This is a genomic window from Mycobacterium sp. MFM001 (genome assembly GCF_003402475.1).
In the GTDB taxonomy this organism is placed as follows: Bacteria; Actinomycetota; Actinomycetes; order Mycobacteriales; family Mycobacteriaceae; genus Mycobacterium.
Genome location: NZ_BFAB01000005.1, coordinates 25,447 through 43,468, shown reverse-complemented (window position 1 = coordinate 43,468; position 18,022 = coordinate 25,447). Strand labels below are relative to the sequence as shown.

At 65.6% G+C, this 18,022-nt stretch carries 19 protein-coding genes; 5 read left to right on the top strand and 14 right to left on the bottom strand.

Annotation, left to right across the window (positions count from 1 at the left end; genetic code table 11):
• Nucleotides 1–2: 2 nt before the first annotated feature.
• From MFM001_RS10080 to MFM001_RS10050, 7 genes are all read right to left on the bottom strand, one after another.
• Nucleotides 3–614 (bottom strand): TetR/AcrR family transcriptional regulator, encoded by a 612-nt coding sequence (locus MFM001_RS10080; RefSeq protein WP_116375142.1) that lies wholly within the window; start codon nucleotides 612–614, stop codon nucleotides 3–5.
• Nucleotides 614–1,507 (bottom strand): hydroxymethylglutaryl-CoA lyase, encoded by an 894-nt coding sequence (locus MFM001_RS10075; protein WP_116375141.1) that lies wholly within the window; start codon nucleotides 1,505–1,507, stop codon nucleotides 614–616. Before MFM001_RS10075 ends, MFM001_RS10080 begins: the two co-directional genes overlap by 1 nt.
• A complete protein-coding gene (locus MFM001_RS10070) occupies nucleotides 1,504–2,703 on the bottom strand; it encodes a CaiB/BaiF CoA-transferase family protein (protein WP_116375140.1) in 1,200 nt (399 codons plus the stop codon). The genes MFM001_RS10075 and MFM001_RS10070 overlap by 4 nt, the downstream gene beginning before the upstream one ends.
• Complete coding sequence (locus tag MFM001_RS10065) at nucleotides 2,700–3,893, bottom strand: S9 family peptidase (RefSeq protein ID WP_116375139.1); 1,194 nt, start codon at nucleotides 3,891–3,893, stop codon at nucleotides 2,700–2,702. Before MFM001_RS10065 ends, MFM001_RS10070 begins: the two co-directional genes overlap by 4 nt.
• Entirely contained in the window at nucleotides 3,893–4,984 is a 1,092-nt protein-coding gene (locus tag MFM001_RS10060; RefSeq protein WP_116375138.1) for a homogentisate 1,2-dioxygenase, read from the bottom strand. The genes MFM001_RS10065 and MFM001_RS10060 overlap by 1 nt, the downstream gene beginning before the upstream one ends.
• Nucleotides 4,985–5,115: 131 nt before the next feature.
• Complete coding sequence (locus MFM001_RS10055) at nucleotides 5,116–6,114, bottom strand: acryloyl-CoA reductase (RefSeq protein WP_116375137.1); 999 nt, start codon at nucleotides 6,112–6,114, stop codon at nucleotides 5,116–5,118.
• Nucleotides 6,115–6,213: 99 nt separating this feature from the next.
• A complete protein-coding gene (locus tag MFM001_RS10050) occupies nucleotides 6,214–6,876 on the bottom strand; it encodes a TetR/AcrR family transcriptional regulator (protein ID WP_116375136.1) in 663 nt (220 codons plus the stop codon).
• Nucleotides 6,877–6,989: 113 nt separating this feature from the next.
• On the opposite strand from MFM001_RS10050, the gene MFM001_RS10045 reads away from it, so the two are divergent.
• Nucleotides 6,990–7,544: a pyridoxamine 5'-phosphate oxidase family protein gene (locus MFM001_RS10045; RefSeq protein WP_116375412.1), complete on the top strand. Its 555-nt coding sequence runs from the start codon at nucleotides 6,990–6,992 to the stop codon at nucleotides 7,542–7,544.
• A 12-nt stretch (nucleotides 7,545–7,556) separates the two neighbouring features.
• Entirely contained in the window at nucleotides 7,557–8,876 is a 1,320-nt protein-coding gene (locus MFM001_RS10040) for an amidohydrolase family protein (protein ID WP_116375135.1), read from the top strand.
• 5 nt (nucleotides 8,877–8,881) lie between these two features.
• On the opposite strand, the gene MFM001_RS10035 is transcribed toward MFM001_RS10040, so the two are convergent.
• Nucleotides 8,882–10,084: a cytochrome P450 gene (locus MFM001_RS10035; protein ID WP_116375134.1), complete on the bottom strand. Its 1,203-nt coding sequence runs from the start codon at nucleotides 10,082–10,084 to the stop codon at nucleotides 8,882–8,884.
• Between the two features lie 48 nt (nucleotides 10,085–10,132).
• Nucleotides 10,133–11,413, bottom strand: a complete 1,281-nt coding sequence (locus MFM001_RS10030) for a cytochrome P450 (protein WP_116375411.1) — start codon at nucleotides 11,411–11,413, stop codon at nucleotides 10,133–10,135.
• A gap of 148 nt (nucleotides 11,414–11,561) precedes the next feature.
• On the opposite strand from MFM001_RS10030, the gene MFM001_RS10025 reads away from it, so the two are divergent.
• Nucleotides 11,562–12,113, top strand: coding sequence for a TetR/AcrR family transcriptional regulator (locus MFM001_RS10025; RefSeq protein ID WP_238159103.1), 552 nt, complete (start codon nucleotides 11,562–11,564; stop codon nucleotides 12,111–12,113).
• Between the two features lie 46 nt (nucleotides 12,114–12,159).
• Nucleotides 12,160–12,999, top strand: coding sequence for a mycofactocin-coupled SDR family oxidoreductase (locus tag MFM001_RS10020; protein ID WP_116375132.1), 840 nt, complete (start codon nucleotides 12,160–12,162; stop codon nucleotides 12,997–12,999).
• Here MFM001_RS10020 and MFM001_RS10015 read toward each other — a convergent pair.
• From MFM001_RS10015 to MFM001_RS10000, 4 genes are read right to left on the bottom strand one after another with little or no spacing between them, the layout of a single operon-like run.
• Nucleotides 12,992–14,452: an aldehyde dehydrogenase gene (locus MFM001_RS10015; RefSeq protein ID WP_116375131.1), complete on the bottom strand. Its 1,461-nt coding sequence runs from the start codon at nucleotides 14,450–14,452 to the stop codon at nucleotides 12,992–12,994. The genes MFM001_RS10020 and MFM001_RS10015 overlap by 8 nt on opposite strands.
• Nucleotides 14,449–15,243 (bottom strand): carboxymuconolactone decarboxylase family protein, encoded by a 795-nt coding sequence (locus MFM001_RS10010; RefSeq protein ID WP_116375130.1) that lies wholly within the window; start codon nucleotides 15,241–15,243, stop codon nucleotides 14,449–14,451. The genes MFM001_RS10015 and MFM001_RS10010 overlap by 4 nt, the downstream gene beginning before the upstream one ends.
• Before the next feature lie 8 nt (nucleotides 15,244–15,251).
• Complete coding sequence (locus MFM001_RS10005) at nucleotides 15,252–16,058, bottom strand: mycofactocin-coupled SDR family oxidoreductase (protein WP_116375129.1); 807 nt, start codon at nucleotides 16,056–16,058, stop codon at nucleotides 15,252–15,254.
• On the bottom strand, nucleotides 16,055–16,885 hold the full coding sequence (locus MFM001_RS10000) for a mycofactocin-coupled SDR family oxidoreductase (protein WP_116375128.1): 831 nt from the start codon (nucleotides 16,883–16,885) through the stop codon (nucleotides 16,055–16,057). Before MFM001_RS10000 ends, MFM001_RS10005 begins: the two co-directional genes overlap by 4 nt.
• Before the next feature lie 82 nt (nucleotides 16,886–16,967).
• On the opposite strand from MFM001_RS10000, the gene MFM001_RS09995 reads away from it, so the two are divergent.
• A complete protein-coding gene (locus MFM001_RS09995) occupies nucleotides 16,968–17,567 on the top strand; it encodes a TetR family transcriptional regulator (protein ID WP_116375127.1) in 600 nt (199 codons plus the stop codon).
• On the opposite strand, the gene MFM001_RS09990 is transcribed toward MFM001_RS09995, so the two are convergent.
• Nucleotides 17,562–17,978 (bottom strand): EVE domain-containing protein, encoded by a 417-nt coding sequence (locus tag MFM001_RS09990; protein ID WP_116375126.1) that lies wholly within the window; start codon nucleotides 17,976–17,978, stop codon nucleotides 17,562–17,564. The two genes, MFM001_RS09995 and MFM001_RS09990, sit on opposite strands and share 6 nt — an antisense overlap.
• Between the last annotated feature and the right edge of the window lie 44 nt (nucleotides 17,979–18,022).

Here is an 18,022-nt window from a genome sequence, read left to right as displayed (position 1 = left end):
TTTTAGAAGCCGTAGAGGGTTTTCTTCCAGATCCTCGACAAGGTGGTGATCGCATCGTCGTCGCTGATGTGCACCCCCAGCTCGGACGGGCCCACGAATACGGTGGTGAAGTTCTCGAAGAGCAGCGCGATCGCGGCGGCAGTGTGCTCGGGGTCGAGATCGGCGGCATATCCCTGCTCCTGGGCCCGTCGCACCGATGCGGCGACGATGTCCATCCCGAAGCGGCGAAATTCGTTCTGCACGGCGGCGAACCGCCGCTGGGTGGCGGCCAGCTGCGCCACCGCGATCATGATGCCGATGTTCTGCTTGAACATGTTCCAGTAGCCGGTCACCACCGAAGTGAAAAATCCGGTGTCGTCCGGTGATTCGGGTAACGACAGGCTGAGTCCGGATGGTGCGACCACGTCGTGCAGAAACGATTCCGCCAGCGCGGCCAGCAGGTCCTCCTTGTCGGCGAAATACCGGTAGAACGCCGCCGACGACTTGCCGGCGGCGGAGGTGATGTCGGCCAGGGTGGTGCCGTGAAAGCCGCGCTCGGCGAACAGTTTGCGCGCCGCCTGCTCGATAGCCTGGCGGGTCTGGCGGCCTTTGGCGCTGAGCACCTCGGCGGGCATCAGTCCCGTTTCCGATCGCCGGCCCGCAGCAGCGCGCCGGGAAGATCATGGCCGACCGCCGATCTCGCGACGTCGGCGGCGGCAATCGCCTTGCCCAGGTCGACGTCGACATCGATGCCGCTGTCGGTCAGCAGGTAGACCAGGTCTTCGGTGGCGATGTTGCCGGTGGCGCCCGGCGCGAACGGGCAGCCGCCCAGCCCGCCGACCGAGGAGTCGAGCCGCTCGACCCCGGCGCTGATGGCCGCGTAGGCGCTGGCCAGTCCGGCGCCTCGGGTGTTGTGGAAGTGCCCGCCCAGTGGGAGCTCACCGATGACCGGGCGCAGTGTCGCGATCAGCGAGCTGACCCGGCCGGGCGTGGTGGTCCCGATGGTGTCGGCGATCGACAGCCGGTCGACGCCGTATTCGCAAGCGGCGGAGGCGATGTCGACGACATGCTGCGGCGGGGTGGGTCCGTCGAACGGGCAGTCCCATGCGGTGGCGATGATGACTTCGACCGTCACGTCGGCCGCGTGGGCGATTGTCACGATGTCGGCGATCTGTGCGGTGGCCTCGGCGGCCGATCGCCCGACGTTGGCGTGGCTGAACGCATCCGACGCCGCCACCACGTACTCGATAGCCCGCAGGCCGGCGGCGACGGCGCGTTTGGCACCGTTGGGACTTGCTACCAGGGCGGAGAAGTCGATGTCGGGGTAGCGGTGCAGCTCGGCCGCCACCTCGGCGGCGTCCGCCATCGACGGCACCTTCGACGGCGACACGAACGCCGTCGCCTCCACCTCGCGCACGCCGGTGGCGGCTATCGCCTCCAGCAGTTCCAGCTTGGCGGACAACGGGATTGGCTGTTCGATCTGCAGCCCGTCGCGCAGCGCGACCTCGCGGATCGTCACATGGCTCATAGCGCCCCCTCGGCGCGTAACTGTTCGAGTTGTTCCGCGGTCTTGCCGAGCACGCCGATGTAGACGTCGTCGTTGTGCTGTCCCGGGAGCGCAGGGCCGGCGTTGCGGATCCGGCCCGGGGACTCGGAGAACACCGGCACGATCCCGGGGCCTAGAACCGAGCGCCGGACCCGCTCGTCCCAGTGCTCGGCGATCATGCCCCGCGCCCGCAGTTGTGGGTCTTCGACCACCTCGGCGACGGTGTTGATGTGGCCGGCGATCACGCCTGCGCTGCTGAGGGTTTCGATGATGTCGCTTGGCTGTCGCTGCGCGGCCCAGTCGCCGATGATCTTGTCAAGCTCGTCCTGGTTGCGGCCGCGGGCGCCGTGGGTGGCGAACCGGTCGTCGGCCGCCAGTTCCGGGCGGTCCATCGCCGTGCATAGCCGGGCGAACACGGTGTCCTGGTTGGCCGCGATCACCACCCAGCTGCCGTCGGCGGCGCGGTAGATGTTCGACGGCGCGATGCCCTCCAGCCGGGTGCCCGACGGGCCGCGGACCACCCCGCCGACGTCGTAGTCGGGAATGGTGGATTCCTGGATGGCCAAACAGGATTCGGTCAGCGCCACGTCGACCACCTGTCCTTCGCCGGTCACACTGCGGCGATACAGGGCGGCCAGCGCGCCCTGGGCGGCGAACATGCCGGCCAGGCTGTCGCCCAGCGACAGCGCCAACCGGGGCGGTGGGCCGCCGGGGAAGCCGTTGAGGTGACGCAGCCCGCTGGCCGCCTCGGCCACCGAGGCGTATCCGGCCTTGTGGGCGTCCGGCCCTGTCTGGCCATAGCCGGAGACCCGCACCAGGATGATGCCCCGATTGCGTTGGCGCAGCACGTCGTAGCCCAGGTTCCACTTCTCCAGGGTGCCCGGGCGAAAGTTCTCCACCACGATGTCGGACTTCTCGACAAGATCGAGGAACAGTTCGCGCCCGTGATCTTTGCGCAGATCCAGTGTGACTGCTTTTTTGTTGCGGGCGTGCACGGTCCAGAAGAAGTGATGCCCGTCGAGTTCGGCCTGGCCCCAGGTGCGCAGAGGGTCGGGGCTACCCGGCGGCTCGATCTTGATGACGTCCGCGCCCATGTCGCCGAGCAGCCGCCCGGCGAAAGGGCCGGCGATCAGGGTGCCCAGCTCGAGTACCCGGAGGCCTTCCAAAGGTCCGCTCACTCGGCCTCCGCAAAACCGTGACGCACCAGCCAGTCGGTGACGACGTCGACGGCCTGGCGTAGCTTGTCCCGTTGGTCGGGTCCCGCGTAATAGTGCGTGGCGCCGGGGATTTCGTGCATCTCCTTGTCGGGATGACCGATCGCCTCGAACAGCCGCCGGGTGTGGCTGGGTGTGCAGGCGTCGTCGGCGAGGTTGCCGATCACCAGCGCCGGCACGGCGATGTCGCGGCCGCACTCGACGCCGTCGCCGTTGGCGTCGTCGTAGCTCCATTGCGACAGCCAGCTGCGAAGCGTGGAAAACCGCGCCAGGCCGACCGGGCTCATGTTCACCACTTGAGGATCGCCCAGATAGCAGGTTCCCGGAGTGCGTTCGTTGGGATCGACGCTAGGGTCCAGCCAGCGCGGGTCGGCCATGGTGCCGTGCACGACGAACGCGAACTCGTCATCGGGGCGGCCGGCGGCCTTGAGTTCGGCGAGTTTGCTTTTGACCCAAGCAGTGATGCGTCGGTTGCGGTCGATCTGCGCCTGCCGGTAGCGGGTTAGGAACTCCTCGCTGTAGGGCGGCTGGTTCGGGTTGTCCGGGTTGTAGAGATCCAATTCCGGATCGCGCTTGGTGGGGTCGGATTCGTCGAGTATCGACGCGTCCAGCCATTCAGTCAGCGTGCCGTGGCGGCTGATGTGTGCGGCGAGCAGCATGATGCCGTCGGCGGCAGGCAAGTCCAGCTGGGTGAGGTCTGGGCCGTCGCCCGACGGGCTCGACGTCACCGTCGCGTGCTGGGCTTGCTGCTGGTAGAACAGCGACAGCGAGCCGCCGCCGCTCCAGCCGGCCAGCACCACCTTCTCGTAACCCAGCCGCTGCTTGGCGTCCTTGATGCACTCGCCGAGATCTTGCACGACTTTCTCCATCAGCAGAGCGGAGTCAGTGCCGCGAAATCGGCTGTTGCAGTAGATGACATGGTGTCCGGCGCGGGCGAGGGCGTTCATCATCGGCAGGTAGGCGCCGCCGCCGATGGGATGCATGAACACCAGCACGGTGTCCGACGGCTTGGTGCGCGGCTTGAGCAGGTGGCTTTCCAGCACCACCAGCTCGGCCAGTCCGCCGTAGACGTCGCGCACGCCGGAATTGTTCTGGAACGCAACCAGATACGGGATGCGGTCGTACTCGTGGCGGACTCGGGTGGTTTGCGTCATCAGTGTTGTCCTAGGTCGTGCGCCAGCACTTCGGCAGACGGGGTAAGCCGGCGGCGGGTGTCGACGGCGATCACCTGCCAGTCGACGCTGTGAAAGTCGTCGAACTTGCGGCGCGCGCGTTCGCGGGCCTTCTCCGGCGCGCCGTGGTGAACCCCTTGCGGCGCATGGGAAACCAGCCCCGGCGGCATCGGGATGCCGTAGAGGGAACCGCCGTGGAAGAAAGCGATCTCGTCGTAGTCGACGTTGCGGTGATACCACGGTGTGCGTTCGGTGCCGGGCACGCCTTCGGCGGGTTTGGGTAGAAAGTTCATCACGTAGACGCCGGTGGCTTGCATGAACAAATGCACGGTGGGCGGCAGGTGCACGCTGTCCGAGGTCACCACGTTGTAGTCGGAGATGTTGAACGTGAACGCGAAATTGTCGCCGCGCCACCCTTCGACGTCGAGCGGATTATGTTGGTAGAACAGCGTTGTCGGGCCACCGTCATGGATGAGCCGGACTTCGTACTCGTCGCGGCCGTCGTCCTCCAGCGGCGCCGGCTCGGGGATGGTGGCCTGCGACGGGTCAAAGGGGAAGTGGCGGCCCAGCGCGCCGGGCGGCGGCACCCGGAACTCGTCGGTGGCCTCGATCATCAGCAGCGTGGTTTCGCTGTCCGGCAGCTGGCGCCACGTCGTCGCCTTCGGCAGATACACCCAGTCGCCCTGCCGGTAGCGAAGCGGCCCGAACTCGGTCTGCAATTCCCCCGCGCCGGCGTGCACGAAGCACAGCAGATCGCCGTCGACGTGCCGGACATAGAACGGCATCGGTTCGCTGCGGCGAGACAGCGAGATGCGGCAGTCGGGGTTCGAGAACATCAACAGCGACCCGCCGTTGGCGTCGGTGGCGTCGCTCGGTTTGAGTTCGCTCGTCAGCACGTCGATCGGCCGCAGCGGACCTTGCGCGCGGTAGGCGGTGGGGTCGTGGCGGCGATACATGTTGGCGGTGCGCCCGGTGAAGCCGCCGCGGCCCAGCTCGTCGTCTTTGAGGCCGTCGAGGTCCGCGTGCAGACGACGCGGTGTCTTGCCTTTGCGCAGGTGGACGAAGGATTCCATCGGTGGCTCCTGAGGGCGGCAGGCTAGAACTGAAAGTGACGTTACTTTTGTTTTTCCGATTGCACAAGGGCGAGCAGACACAGAATCGCACTCCGCGCGGCGTGTCGATGCGAGTCTGCGTCTGCTCGCCCTCAAAAGCCGCCGGCTACCCGCACCACGGCCCGCCCGGAGAACGCACCGGCGCGAACCTGGTCGATCACGTCGACGACGTCTTTGATGTCGACATCGGTGGTGATCTCCGCGAGGTGGCGTGGCCGCAACGAATCGCCGAGACGCGCCCACAACTCGCGGCGAGGGCCGATCGGCATCTGCACCGAGTCCATGCCGAGTAGCGCCACGCCGCGCAGGATGAACGGCATCACGGTGGTGTGCAGGGCGGGGCCGCCGGTCAGCCCGCTACAGGCCACCGCGCCGCCGTAGTCGACGGCGCTGAGCACGTCGGCCAGTGTCGCACCGCCCACACAGTCGACCCCGCCGGCCCATCGTGCCTTGGCCAGCGGCCGCGGCTTGGCGTCCGGATCGGCTGGCAGCCTGCCGATAACCTCAGCGGCACCAAGGCTTTTCAGCCGGTCTGCCGCCTCCGTCTTTCCGCTCGACGCCACCACCTGGTAGCCGGCACCGGCGAGCAGGTCCACGCTGATCGTGCCGACGCCACCGCTGGCACCGGTCACCACGACCGGTCCGGCATCGGTCGCCACGCCCCAGTCGATCAGCGCCTGCACGCTCATCGCGGCAGTGAATCCCGCGGTGCCGATCGCCGCCGCGTCGTGCGGACTCAGTGCGCCGAGCTTGACCACTTGATCCGCAGGCAGTCGGGCATATTCGGCGTAGCCGCCGTGGTGGCCGGTGCCTATCTGATAGCCGTGGGCGACTACGGAATCGCCAGCGGCGAAGTCCGGCGACTGCGCCTCGACGACCTCGCCGGCCAGGTCGATGCCCGGTACGACGGGGTAGTCGCGCACCACGCCGCCGCCCGGCGTCAGCGCCAACGCATCCTTGAAGTTGACGCTGGAATAGTGCACGCGAATTGTCACGTCGCCGGGTGGCAGGTCGGATGCGCTGAGCGTCTCGACCGAGGTAGTGATGTCGTCGCCCTCTTTGCGGGCCATCAGTGCCTGAAACGTCTCCATAGTTTTCGACGCTAGCCCTCGTCGGGCGTCTGGGTGAAGGCCGCCGTCGCCGCCTGATGGCGGCAGACGTCCGCCGCTAGGAGCAAGCACGCGCTTGCCCTATCGCTTTGCGCCGCGCCGCATTTTGGCGAGGCCGTCGACTATCAGCTTGAGACCGAGCGCGAATTCTTCGTCCAACGGCACGGGCAGGTAGTCGGCCACGGTGAGGGTCGCGGGAAATTCCTGCGGGTCCAGCGTGGCTAAGTGGCCGGTCAGCTTCGCATCGTCGAATTCGTGACCGGCGAGCTGCATGGCGAAGCCCAATACGTAGCGGGACACGGTCGCGTACGAACGTGCCGCGAGTTGCGGCGTGAACCCGTTGTCCAACAGCACTGCCAACAATCGCTCGCGCTGCGCCATCGCGTTAGGGCCGATCGGTGCCTGCTCGCTCAGCAGAGGCGTCACGTTGGGGTGGCGGCGAAACACCTCGAACATGGCCCGTGCGAACGACTCGCACGCCGGCTGCCACCCCCGTCCGGCGAGATCTTCGGCGCTGAATTCCACGTCGCCGAAGACGCGGTCTACGACCTGGGCGATCAATTCGCTCCGGTTGGCGAAGTGGCGGTAGAGCGTGGCCGTTCCTGACTCCAGCCGCTGCGCAAGCGTTCTCATCGACAACGCGTCGGCGCCTTCCTCATCCACGATCTGCAGCGCCGTGTCGACAATCCGATCGAGTGGGACCGGCGGGCGCCCGCGGGATCGCCGAGCTTGTGGGGTGGTCACCGGGCCAGTATTGCGGCTCTTGACAGTCTGCACAATATCGGCAACACTGTATCCATTATGTCACGCGGCTTTCTCCATGTCCGGCTGCGAAGACGGTGGAAAGGATCCTGCTCATGCTGTTACCGCTTGCCACGGAGCCATTCACGGCGCCGACCGACCGCGAGATGCTCCCTTCGGAGCGGCGCGAATTTGTCCGCACACATCGCACGTGTGTCTTCGGCTACCGCCGCAAAAACCACGGCCCGGCCATGTCGATCGTGTACTACATTCCCACCGGCGAGGACGAGTTGCTGGTGTCCACAATGGCCGGACGCGGTAAGGCTCGGGTTATCGCTCGGGATGGCAAGGTGAGTCTGTGCGTGCTTGACGAACGTTGGCCGTTCGCCTATCTGCAGGTGTACGCCGACGCGGTGCTCGAGGACGACCGCGACCTGGTCGTGGATGTCATGATGGCGGTGGCTGGCCGGATGTCGGGCGAACCGCTACCCGATGAAGGTCGCCCGGTTGTCGAGGCGATGGCCGAGAAGGAAAACCGCGTGGTGGTTCGCTGTCGGCCCTACGCGACGTTCGCGCAGCCGCCGCGGCACCTGTACCGCAACGATCAGGCAGAGCAGATCACCCACTGGATTTCAGGTACCGTCCCGTGGGACGCGCCTGACCTTGTTTGAGGCGCCTTGTCCGTGAGCTGCACGCTGCTCCATGGGGCACAGGTGATCACGATGTCACCGGGCAGGCCCGATGCCGAAGCCATCGATATCCTCATCGACGGCGACCGCATCGTCGACATCGGTGAGCCGATCGAGCGGCCCGATACCGAAACCGTCGATTTGGCGGGGCGCATCATCATTCCCGGCCTGATCAATGCACACCTGCACACCTGGCAGAGCGCTCTCCGTCTCGCGGGTACCGACTGGACCTTGCTGGAATACCTGCACCGCATGCACGGCATCGTCGCCCAGCATTACACCCCGGACGACATCTACATCGGCAACCTTGCTGGGGCACTGAACCAAATCTCCTGCGGTACAACCACACTCGGCGACTGGTGCCATAACAACCCCACACCAGAGCACACCGACGCCGCCATCGCGGGTTTGCAGCAATCCGGCGTTCGCGCCGTGTTCTTGCACGGCACGCCGGGCCGGGCCCCCGACGTCGCCCATCCGCTGGCTGAGATAGACCGATTGCTCGACGGCCCGGCTCGGGCGCACGAGTTGCTCACCGTCGGAATGGCGATCGCCGGGCCGCAACACTCGACTCCCGATGTGGCGGTGGCAGATTTGCGTGCCGCCGACGAGCGCGACCTGGTCGCATCGATGCACCAAAGCGGCGGTCAGCCGGCCGCGGCTTGGGAAGCCGTACGCAGCGCTCGACTATTCGGGGAGCGGACCAACATCGTGCACGGTGCGGGCCTGAGCGACTATTGGGTCGAGACGTTGGTGGGGGCCGGCGTCAGCTTTACCACCACGCCGGAAAACGAACTCGGTCACGGCCATTGCACGCCGATCACCGGACGACTGCTGCGCCTTGGCGCGGCACCGTCGGTGGGCACCGACACCGACACCGCGGTATCTGGCGAAATCCTCACTGCTGCAAAGATCGCGCTCGTCCATGAGCGCGGTCTCGACCACCAACAACACCGACAAGCAACGGGCATGATGTCTCCAACGGCTTCGGTGACCAGCAAGCAGGCACTGTCGTGGGCGACGGTCGAGGGAGCACGAGCACTCGGTCTGGCCGATACAGTCGGCTGCCTCGAGCCAGGGATGCAAGCCGACCTGGTCCTCATCGACGCCCGCGCACTGAACCTTTGGCCCGCATACGATCCCATCGCCGCGGCGCTGCACGCCAGCCTTGCCAACATCGAAGCGGTGATGATCGCAGGCCGATGGCGCAAGCGTGAGCATTCGCTGGTCGACGCAGGCCTCGACGACGTAAAGAGCAAGCTGTTGGAGTCGGCCGAACGGCTTACCCGCAAGCTCAAAGCGGTTGTTCCGTAAGCCCGTCAGGGCAGCACGATGCGCAGCCGCTCCCAGCCCCGGACCGTCGATGTCGGCGCCAGCTGCGCGGTCTCGTAGTCGATGTCCCATTCCGGCCAGCGGTTGAGCAACTCGTCGAGCGCGACCCGGCCCTCTAACCGGGCAAGGTTCGCGCCGAGGCAATAGTGCAGGCCCTTGCCGAAGGTCAAATGCGACCCGTCGTTGCGGTGGATGTTGAACGTGTCGGGATCGGTGAATCGGCGCGGGTCTCGGTTGGCCGCACCAAACAGCAGCAGCATCGCGCTGCCCGCCGGCACCGTCGTGCCGTAGCACTCGAAATCCCTTGCCATCCAACGGGCGACATGCGGGCCCGTCGGCTCGAAGCGCAGCGTCTCGTCGACGGCGCGATTCAGCAACGACCGGTCCTGGAACACGTCACGGCGTTGGTCGGGGTGCTCGGCGAACACCTTGGCCAGCCAGCCGATCAGCCGGCCAGTGGTCTCGTTACCCGCCCCGGCGACGACCTGGGTGTAGCGCAGCACCTCGTCGCGGGTCAGTTTCCGCGTCACGCCGTGCTCGTCTTCGAACTCGACATTGAGCAGCGCGGTCATCAGGTCGTCCGAGGGATTCTTGGCCCGCCAGTCGATGTAGTCGGAATAGATTCGCCCATCGGCGATCCGGTCGGCGTCGACCACCTTCATCGGTGCGCCCGCCTTCGTACGCAGGTTGGCGTCGTTGGCATCGCGAACACTGATCTGCTCGTCTTCCGGGATCCCCAGCAACATGCCGATCACCCGCATCGGCATCATCGCGGCCAGCTCGGCGATGATGTCGAATCCGTCGGAGCCGACGTGAGGATCGAGGCAGCCCACGCAGTATCGGCGAATCTGGTCTTCGATCGCCGCCATCCGCCGCGGCGTGAAGACCCGTGACATCAGGCCGCGCAGCATGGTGTGCATCGGCGGGTCTTCGAACATCATGACGCCGGGCGGCATGTCGAAATCGGACTGGATGAGTTCGAGGATGTCGCTGCGGCTGTTGGAGAACGTCTCCCAGTTGGCCACTGCCTTCTCGACGTCGGAATGCCGTGACAGCGCCCAGAAGTCGTAGCGCTCGTTGTAATAGATCGGCGCTTCTTCGCGAAGCCGCGCATAGACGGGGTAGGGGTTGGCGACGATGTCGACGTCGTAGGGGTCGTAGTAGACGTCGGTGTCGTTGGCGATGGTCATTTGCACTTCTCCTGTAACCAGGTTACCGGCGTAGCGTACCTGTTTTCGTCAGTCGGCCGGGGTGAACTCGATGTGCAGCTCGGCTAGTCCGCGCAGCAAGAAGGTCGGTGTGTACTGGTATTGACGGTTGCCGGCAGGCCCATGTTTGGGCTCGCTGATCGCGATGTCGCGGGTCCGGTCTAGGAGGCGGTTGACGGTGACCTGCCCTTCCACCCGGGCCAGCGGGGCACCCGCGCAGGTGTGAATACCGCGGCCGAAGGCGATGTGCTCGCGGACGTTTTTGCGGTCGACCCGAAATTCGTTGGGGTTGTCGAACTTTCGCGGGTCGCGGTTGGCTGCCCCCAAACACAACATCAGCACCGTGCCGGCGGGGATACGCACCCCGCCCAGCGTGGTGGTCTTGCGTGCGAGCCGGAAGTCGACCTTGGTCGGGCTCTGCATGCGCAGTGCCTCTTCGATGAACGGGCCGACGAGGTTGCGGTCTGCACGCAGACGCTGCTGCAGCTCGGGCTGGTCGCCGAGCACCTGCACCGCCGAGCTCAGGAGCTTGGTCACCGTCTCTTGTCCGGCGGCGAACAAGAAGGTGGCGGGCCTGACCACCTCCAGCAGCGGCGGGGTGGAACCGTCGGGATAGGTGGCGGTGGCCAGGCCGGTGAGCACGTCGTCGCGAGGCCGTTCTCGCCGCTCGGCGATGTAGCCGCTGAACAAATCGTCAAGGTACTGCAGGGGATTACTGCCGACGGGCTCGTGATCGAGAGCGCCGACCCTGGTGCCCGGCGCCGTCCCGGCTCCGAGGTTGCGACGGATCTGCGGGCGATCCTCGTCGGGTACCCCGAGCAGATCGGCGATCGCCAGCGTCGCGAACGGCTTGGCGTACTCGCCGAGGAACTCGCATCGACCCTTGCCGACGAACTCGTCGATTTGCCGGTCTGCCAATTGCCAGATGTAGTCCTTGTTTTCCTGCAGCCGGCGCGGTGTCAGGAGGCGCCCTAACAGGGAGCGCGCCTTGTCGTGCTCGGGCGGGTCCATGACGACCATGTGCTCGAAGATCGGGAATTCGTGGCGGTGCGCCGCGATCTGGTCGGTGATGTCGTCCCCTTCCGGCGTGAACGGCAGCGGCGGGAACGGGCCGCCGATCGCGTTGACCGCGGAGAAGGAGTCCACGTCTTTGAAGGCGGCCTGCACTTCCTGGTAGCCGGTGACGGCCACCACCCCATAGTGCGGCTCCCGGAACACGGGGCCTTGATTGCGCAGATAGTCCCAGTACGCGTACGGGTCTTGCGCGACGTCGGCGTCGGTGAAGTAGTCGACGTCGGCCAGATCGGTCATGAGCTCAAAACCCTTCATCGTGCCGTTGACTGATCGATCGACCAAATTGTTAGGATGAGGTATGCCTACCACGGATCGCAGCCGACGGTCAAGCAAACCCGCGAGTCCGCGGAGCAAGAAGAATGGCGAAGTCGGGGCCCGTCGCAAGCTGATCGAGGCGACCGCCCGGGTCATGCGCGAAGAAGGCTATGCCGCAGCTACTTCCCGTCGGGTGGCCGCGGAAGCCGGTGTCAAGCAAGCCCTGGTCTATTACTACTTTCCGACGATGGACGACCTGTTCGTGGAAGTCCTGCGCACGGGCGCGGAGGCGGCGTTGGCACGGATGCGCGCCGTGTTGACCGAGGATGATCCGATCCAGGCGCTATGGCTGTTGAACAGCGATCCCGCCGCGACAACCCTGAACGCCGAGTTCATGGCTTTGGCCAACCACCGCAAGGCAATTGGCGCCGAACTCAAGGCGTATGCCGAACGTGTGCGCGACATCGAGACCGCCGCGGTGACCATGGTGCTGCGCGCCAACGGTATCGATCTCGCTGAGTATCCGCCGGTGGCGATCTCGATGCTGATCGCGCAGACCGCGCGCAGCCTGTGCAACGAGAGCGCGGTCGGTGTCACCCAGGGCCACGAGGAATTGCGCGCATTCGTCGAACGCCAGCTGGACCTACTCAAGGCGCCGGCTGTTGACAGGCCGGCCGTTTAGTGCCACGCTCCTGATCGATCGACCAACAAATCAGTGAGGTGCAGTCATGCGCGGACGAGTCGAGGGCAAGGTTGCGTTCATCACCGGCGCGGCCCGCGGCCAGGGACGCAGCCACGCGGTACGTCTGGCCCAGGAAGGCGCCGACATCATCGCGGTCGACATCTGCAAACCGATCAGAAGCAGCAGCGAGATCCCGCCGTCCACGCCGGATGATCTGGCCGAAACCGCCGACCTCGTCAAGGGACTCGACGGCCGCGTGGTGACCGCCGAGGTTGACGTGCGTGACTTCGACGCGCTGAAAGCGGCGGTGGACAGCGGTGTCGAACAGCTCGGCCGGCTCGACATCATCTGCGCCAACGCCGGGATCGGCAACGGTGGACAGACCCTCGACAAAACCAGCGAAGACGACTGGGTCGACATGATCGACGTCAACCTTTCCGGGGTCTGGAAAACCGTGAAAGCCGGTGTGCCACACCTGATCTCCCAAGGCCAAGGCGGTTCGATCATCCTGACCAGTTCAGTCGGCGGCCTCAAGGCTTACCCGCACACCGGGCACTACATCGCGGCCAAACACGGGGTGGTGGGTCTGATGCGGACCTTCGCCGTCGAGCTCGGCCAGCACTTCATCCGGGTCAACTCCGTTCACCCCACCAACGTGAACACGCCGATGTTCATGAACGAGGGGACGATGAAACTGTTCCGGCCGGACCTGGAAAACCCCGGCCGCGACGACCTCAAGGTCGCCGCGCAGTTCATGCACGTGCTGCCGATCGGCTGGGTCGAGCCGGTCGACATCAGCAACGCGGTGTTGTTCCTCGCTTCCGACGAATCCCGTTACATCACCGGCCTTCCGGTCACTGTCGACGCGGGCAGCATGCTCAAGTAGCGGGCATCCCAATACGGATGTTCTTGGTCTGCAGGAATTCGTACAACCCCTCGAGCCCGCCGGTGCGTCCGAACCCGCTGTGTTTGTAACCGCCGTACGGGCCTTGTGGTGAGATGTCGCTGAACTGGTTGATCCACACCGAGCCGGCCTGCAGTTGCCGCGCAACGCGGTGGGCGCGCGCCAGATCGGTGGTCTGAACGAAAGCGTTCAGGCCATACACCGTGTCGTTGGCGATGCGCACCGCGTCGGCTTCTTCTCGGAACCTCATCACGGCGGCCACCGGCCCGAAGGTCTCGGATTGGGCCAGGGCCGACCGGTTGTCGACGTCACCGAACACCGTCGGTTCGATGAAGTAGCCGTCCGCCAACTCGCCGCCGATCCGTTTGCCGCCGAGGATCAACGCTCCCGACCGGTCGGCGACGGTCTGGTCGATCGCGGCGACAATGCGATCGGCAGCATCCTGGCTTATCACCGGCCCGACCATCACGCCCGGATCCAATGGGTCACCGACAAGGGCGGTTTCGATTGCGGCGGCGAACTTGTCCAGGAAAGCGTCGTACGCGGACTCCTGCACCAACACCCGGCTGGCGCACGCGCAGCTCTGGCCCGACTGCATAACCGGTCCCTGGAAAGCCGCTCGCTGCGCCGCGGCGTCGAGGTCTGCGTCGTCGAAGACGATGTTTGCCGATTTGCCGCCGAGTTCGGCGACGACGGGCGTCAGATTCTCCGCGGCGGCACGGACGACCTTGCGGGCGGTCGCCGCGCCGCCGGTGAAGTGGATTTTGCGGACCCCGGGGTGACGGACAAGAGCGTCGCCACCATCCGGTCCGGCGGGCACCACATTCACCAGCCCCACCGGTAAGCCTGCGGCTAAACACAATTCGCCGAATCGCAAGGCGGCAAGCGGTGCGACCTCCGATGGTTTGAGCACCACTGCGTTGCCGGCGGCCAACGCCGGCGCCACGCACGACCCGATTACCACCAGCGAGCCGTTCCACGGTGTAATGACGCCCACCACCCCGTAGGGTTCGCGCTCGACCAGATTGACATCGAAGGATCCGGCCACCGGTGTGCTGCGTCCGTGTGGTTTGTCGACGTAGCCGGCGAAATGCCGCAGGAACCGCTCCAGCAGCATCGCGTTGCCCGCCAACGAGATCGGTACGGCGTAGTCGCTCACGTTGAGCCGCGTCAATTCGTCGAGGTGTTCGTGCACCACGTCGGCGAGGTCGATGAGCCGATCACGGCGCTGGTCGACGGACAGCGACACCCATTCACTGTGCGCCTGCCACGCGGAATCGACCGCAAGGTCGATTTCGGTAGAACCGGCCAGATGAATCGTCGCGTTGGGGCGACCGGTTGCGGGGTAGATGTGCTGGTAGGTTCCGCCGGATGATTCAGTGATCCGGTCTCCACCGATGAGGGGTCCGGACGGTGTGCCGGTGAGTGAAGTCATGAGGCTTGCGTACTCCACTCGGTCAGCACGTGCGCTTTCTGTTCGGCGATGACCTGGTTGAGGTGCATTGCTTTGGGCCATCCGTAGTAGGCAGCGAAATGCAGTGCCACCTCGTCCATTTCATCGAAGCTCACGTCCTTGCTCTTCAGTGCGGCGTAGACGTGGGACATGATCGGAATGGGCGCGTCCTGAATCGCCACGCACGCCACCGTGACGAGCCGCCGCTCTTTCATGCCGAGTCCTGGCCGTAGCCACATCTCGCCGAAGACGAAGTTGAGGATGCCCGCCCCGGAGTAGGGGTTGTCGCGGGGCGGCACATACGGCACGCAGTTGATCTCCCGGAACGAGGATTCTCCGCGGGCCAGTCGGCGCTCCGGATCGCTCGGAGTGGTCAGCGGCAGCAGCGGTTCGGCGGGCGGCAGCGGAAGCCCGCGTTCGCGATGGATGCGTTCCCACTGCGCGTCGACGGCCATGTTGAACCGTGACGCTTTGGGCCAACCGGCGTAGACGGCGAAATGCAGGACGGTTTCTCGCATTTCGGTGATCGATAGATCGCCGCTGTTGAGCGCCGCGTAGACGTGCTGGTCGAGCGGTTCTTGGGCGTCGGCCGCGGCGACGCAGGGGAGTGTGATGAACCGCCGGTCTCGTCGGCTCAGACCGGGGCGCGACCAGACGTCGCCGAAGACGAAGTCGACCAACCCCGTTGCCGTCGCGCTGGAATCGTCGGGAGGTGGAAATGTCATCACCTCGGTGAACTGTCGCCTGCCCTGCTCGGAGCGTTGCGTGCTCATGGTTCCGCCTATCTGAGGGTGACGCCCGCGTCGACCTTGAACTCCAATCCGGTCACATACCGGGACTCGTCGGAGATCAAGAACAGCACCGCATTGCTGATGTCGACGGGCTCGGCCATGATCGCGGGAAGCGCGTTGAGGAAGATCGGGACGAGGTCAGGCCGTTCCTCGGTCAGCAGGCTCTGCAGCGAGTGCGGGCGCATACCCGTTTCGACACCGGTCGGATGTACCGTGTTGACCCGGACATTCTGTGCGGCAAGCTCATTGGCCAGCGCCCGGCTCAAGCCGACCACGCCGTGCTTCGATGCGGTATACGGCAGGTGCAGTGGTGTGCCTTTGAGTCCGGCCGACGAGCTAATGTTGACCAGGCTGCCGCCGCGCTCGACAAGGTGCGGCAGTGCTGCGGCGCAGGTGTTCCACGTCCCGATCAGGTTGACGTCGACGACCGTGCGCCACTGTTCGGGTGTGGTCTTGTCCCATGTCCCCACAGTCAACACACCGGCGTTGGCGACGGCGCCGTCCAGGCCGCCGAAGTCGGCGACCGCGTCGTCGACGGCGGACGCCAGCGCCGCCGCGTCACGCACGTCGACAACTTTCGTGACAGCTCGGCGGTCGTGCTTCTCGACAAGTCTGGCCGTCTCCGCGAGGTCTTCTTCGGAAGCCAGCGAGTATTCCAATTCCGGTATGGGCGCGCAGATGTCGACCAGAATGACGTCGGCGCCTTCCTCGGCGAGGCGTACGGCGTGGCTGCGGCCCATGCCGCGTGCCGCGCCGGTGATCAGGACCCGCTTGCCGGCTACCCGTCCGTTGCTCATAGTTTGTTGCAGAAGCCGGCGTCGACGGGAAACGTCACCCCTGTGACGTATTTGGCCTCATCGGATACCAGGTATGCGATGGCCGCGCTGATGTCCTCGGGCTCCAGCATCTCGACCGGCATCGGATTCTGTAGGTGCGCACCACCTTCGGGATAGTTCTCAAGAAATTCCGTCATCGCCGGGTTGACTGCCATCATGGTGCGTACCGCGGTGGGATGGACCGTATTGACCCGAATGCTCAAGGGCGCCAACGTGTTCGCCAGGGTCCGCATCAGCCCCACGATTCCGTGCTTGGAGGCGGCGTACCCCAACCCGCCCCCCTGCAGGCCGCCGAAGCCTCGCAGGCCGGCCGTCGAACTGGTGAACACGATCGCCCCGCCGCGCTGGCCGGCGAGCAGATGCGGAATCGCCGCCCAGGCCGTGTGATAGGCGCCGTCGAGGTTCACCCCGATCGCCGCCTTCCACTGCGCCAACTCCTCCTCGATGCTCAGCTGACGAAACGCCACCGGCGCGATGCCCGCGTTGGCGCACACGATGTCGAGCCGGCCGAAATGCTCGACGCCGGCATCCAGCGCCGTCTTGACCTGGTGGAAATCGCGCACGTCGGCGACGGCGCCGACCATCTTGCCGCCCTCGGCTTCCACCAGCGCGATGGTTTCGTCGAGTTCCTCGCGGGTGGCCATCGCGTAGTGGTTGGCGTCGATGTCGGCGCAGATGTCGATGCCGATGATGTCGGCGCCGTCGCGGGCCAGCCGGACCGCGTGGCTGCGCCCCTGTCCGCGCGCCACACCGGTGATGAAGGCAACCTTGCCGTCCAAACCGCCCATCGGTCCTCGCTTCGTTGCGTATGGGTAACCGGGTTACCGGTGTAGAGTAACCTGGTTACTCCAAGAGGGCAAGGGCATTTCAATGACCAGTGCAGCGCTGAGCAGCGACGAATCGGCCCGGCAGCGCGACCGGGTGCTCGACGTCGTCGTCGACATCTTGGAAACCGACGGCTACGACGCGGTGCAACTGCGGGAGGTGGCACGACGCGCCCGGACCTCGCTCGCCACCATTTACAAGCGATACGCCACTCGCGACGAACTGATCCTCGCCGCGCTCGACTGCTGGATGGACGAGAACCGGTACGCCGGGTTGACGGCGCAGACACACGACAGCGACGAGTCGCTGTATGCCGGGCTGATGCGGGTGCTGCGCACGATCTTCGAGCCGTGGGAGCGTCATCCCGCCATGCTCGAAGCGTATTTTCGGGCGCGGACCTCGCCCGGTGGCGAGAGGCTGATCCGCCGCGGCTTCGACGCCGTGCTACCGGTAGCGATGGCGGTGCTCGCCGAGGTGGATCCCGAATTCGTCCACGACCTCGACACCGTCGTATCGAGTCTGGTGTATGGGCTCGTGGGACGGTTTGCCGCAGGCGAGATCGAGGTTACGGAAATCGTGCCGGCAATCGACCGTGCCGTGTTCCGGTTGACGGCGGGCTATGAAGCGTCGCGCCGTGGTTCATGAGTTCGTCATCGCGGTGCGGATCACCTCCAGGTCGTGGTCGTCGATCTTGAACACGCCGAAGCGGAACTTGTAGCCCCACCGAGCCTTGTCTTCGATGAAGTCGAGTTGGTCGATGAGTGGCCGGATCGGCGTCTCGGTGCACTCGAGGAAGTCGACGTTACGACGCCATGGCTCGAAGTCAGGCGTCATCTTCGCCTGATATGGCTCGTCATCGGCGACTTGGCCGATGGCGGTGAAGGCCTGAAGCGGCTCGCCGTCGGGGTAGACGGTTCTCGGTGAGTAGAAGATGATCCAGTCACCGCGCGCCATCTTGCGCAGCATGTGCGGCTTGCCGTGATTGGCCTGGGTGAAGCGACCGCGTACCCCCTGTTCGACGTGGTCACGGCTGACCGTGTTGATCCAGTTCGTCATGTTGGCATGTTAAGTGGGCCGACCGACAGAGCCGCGCGGGTTGT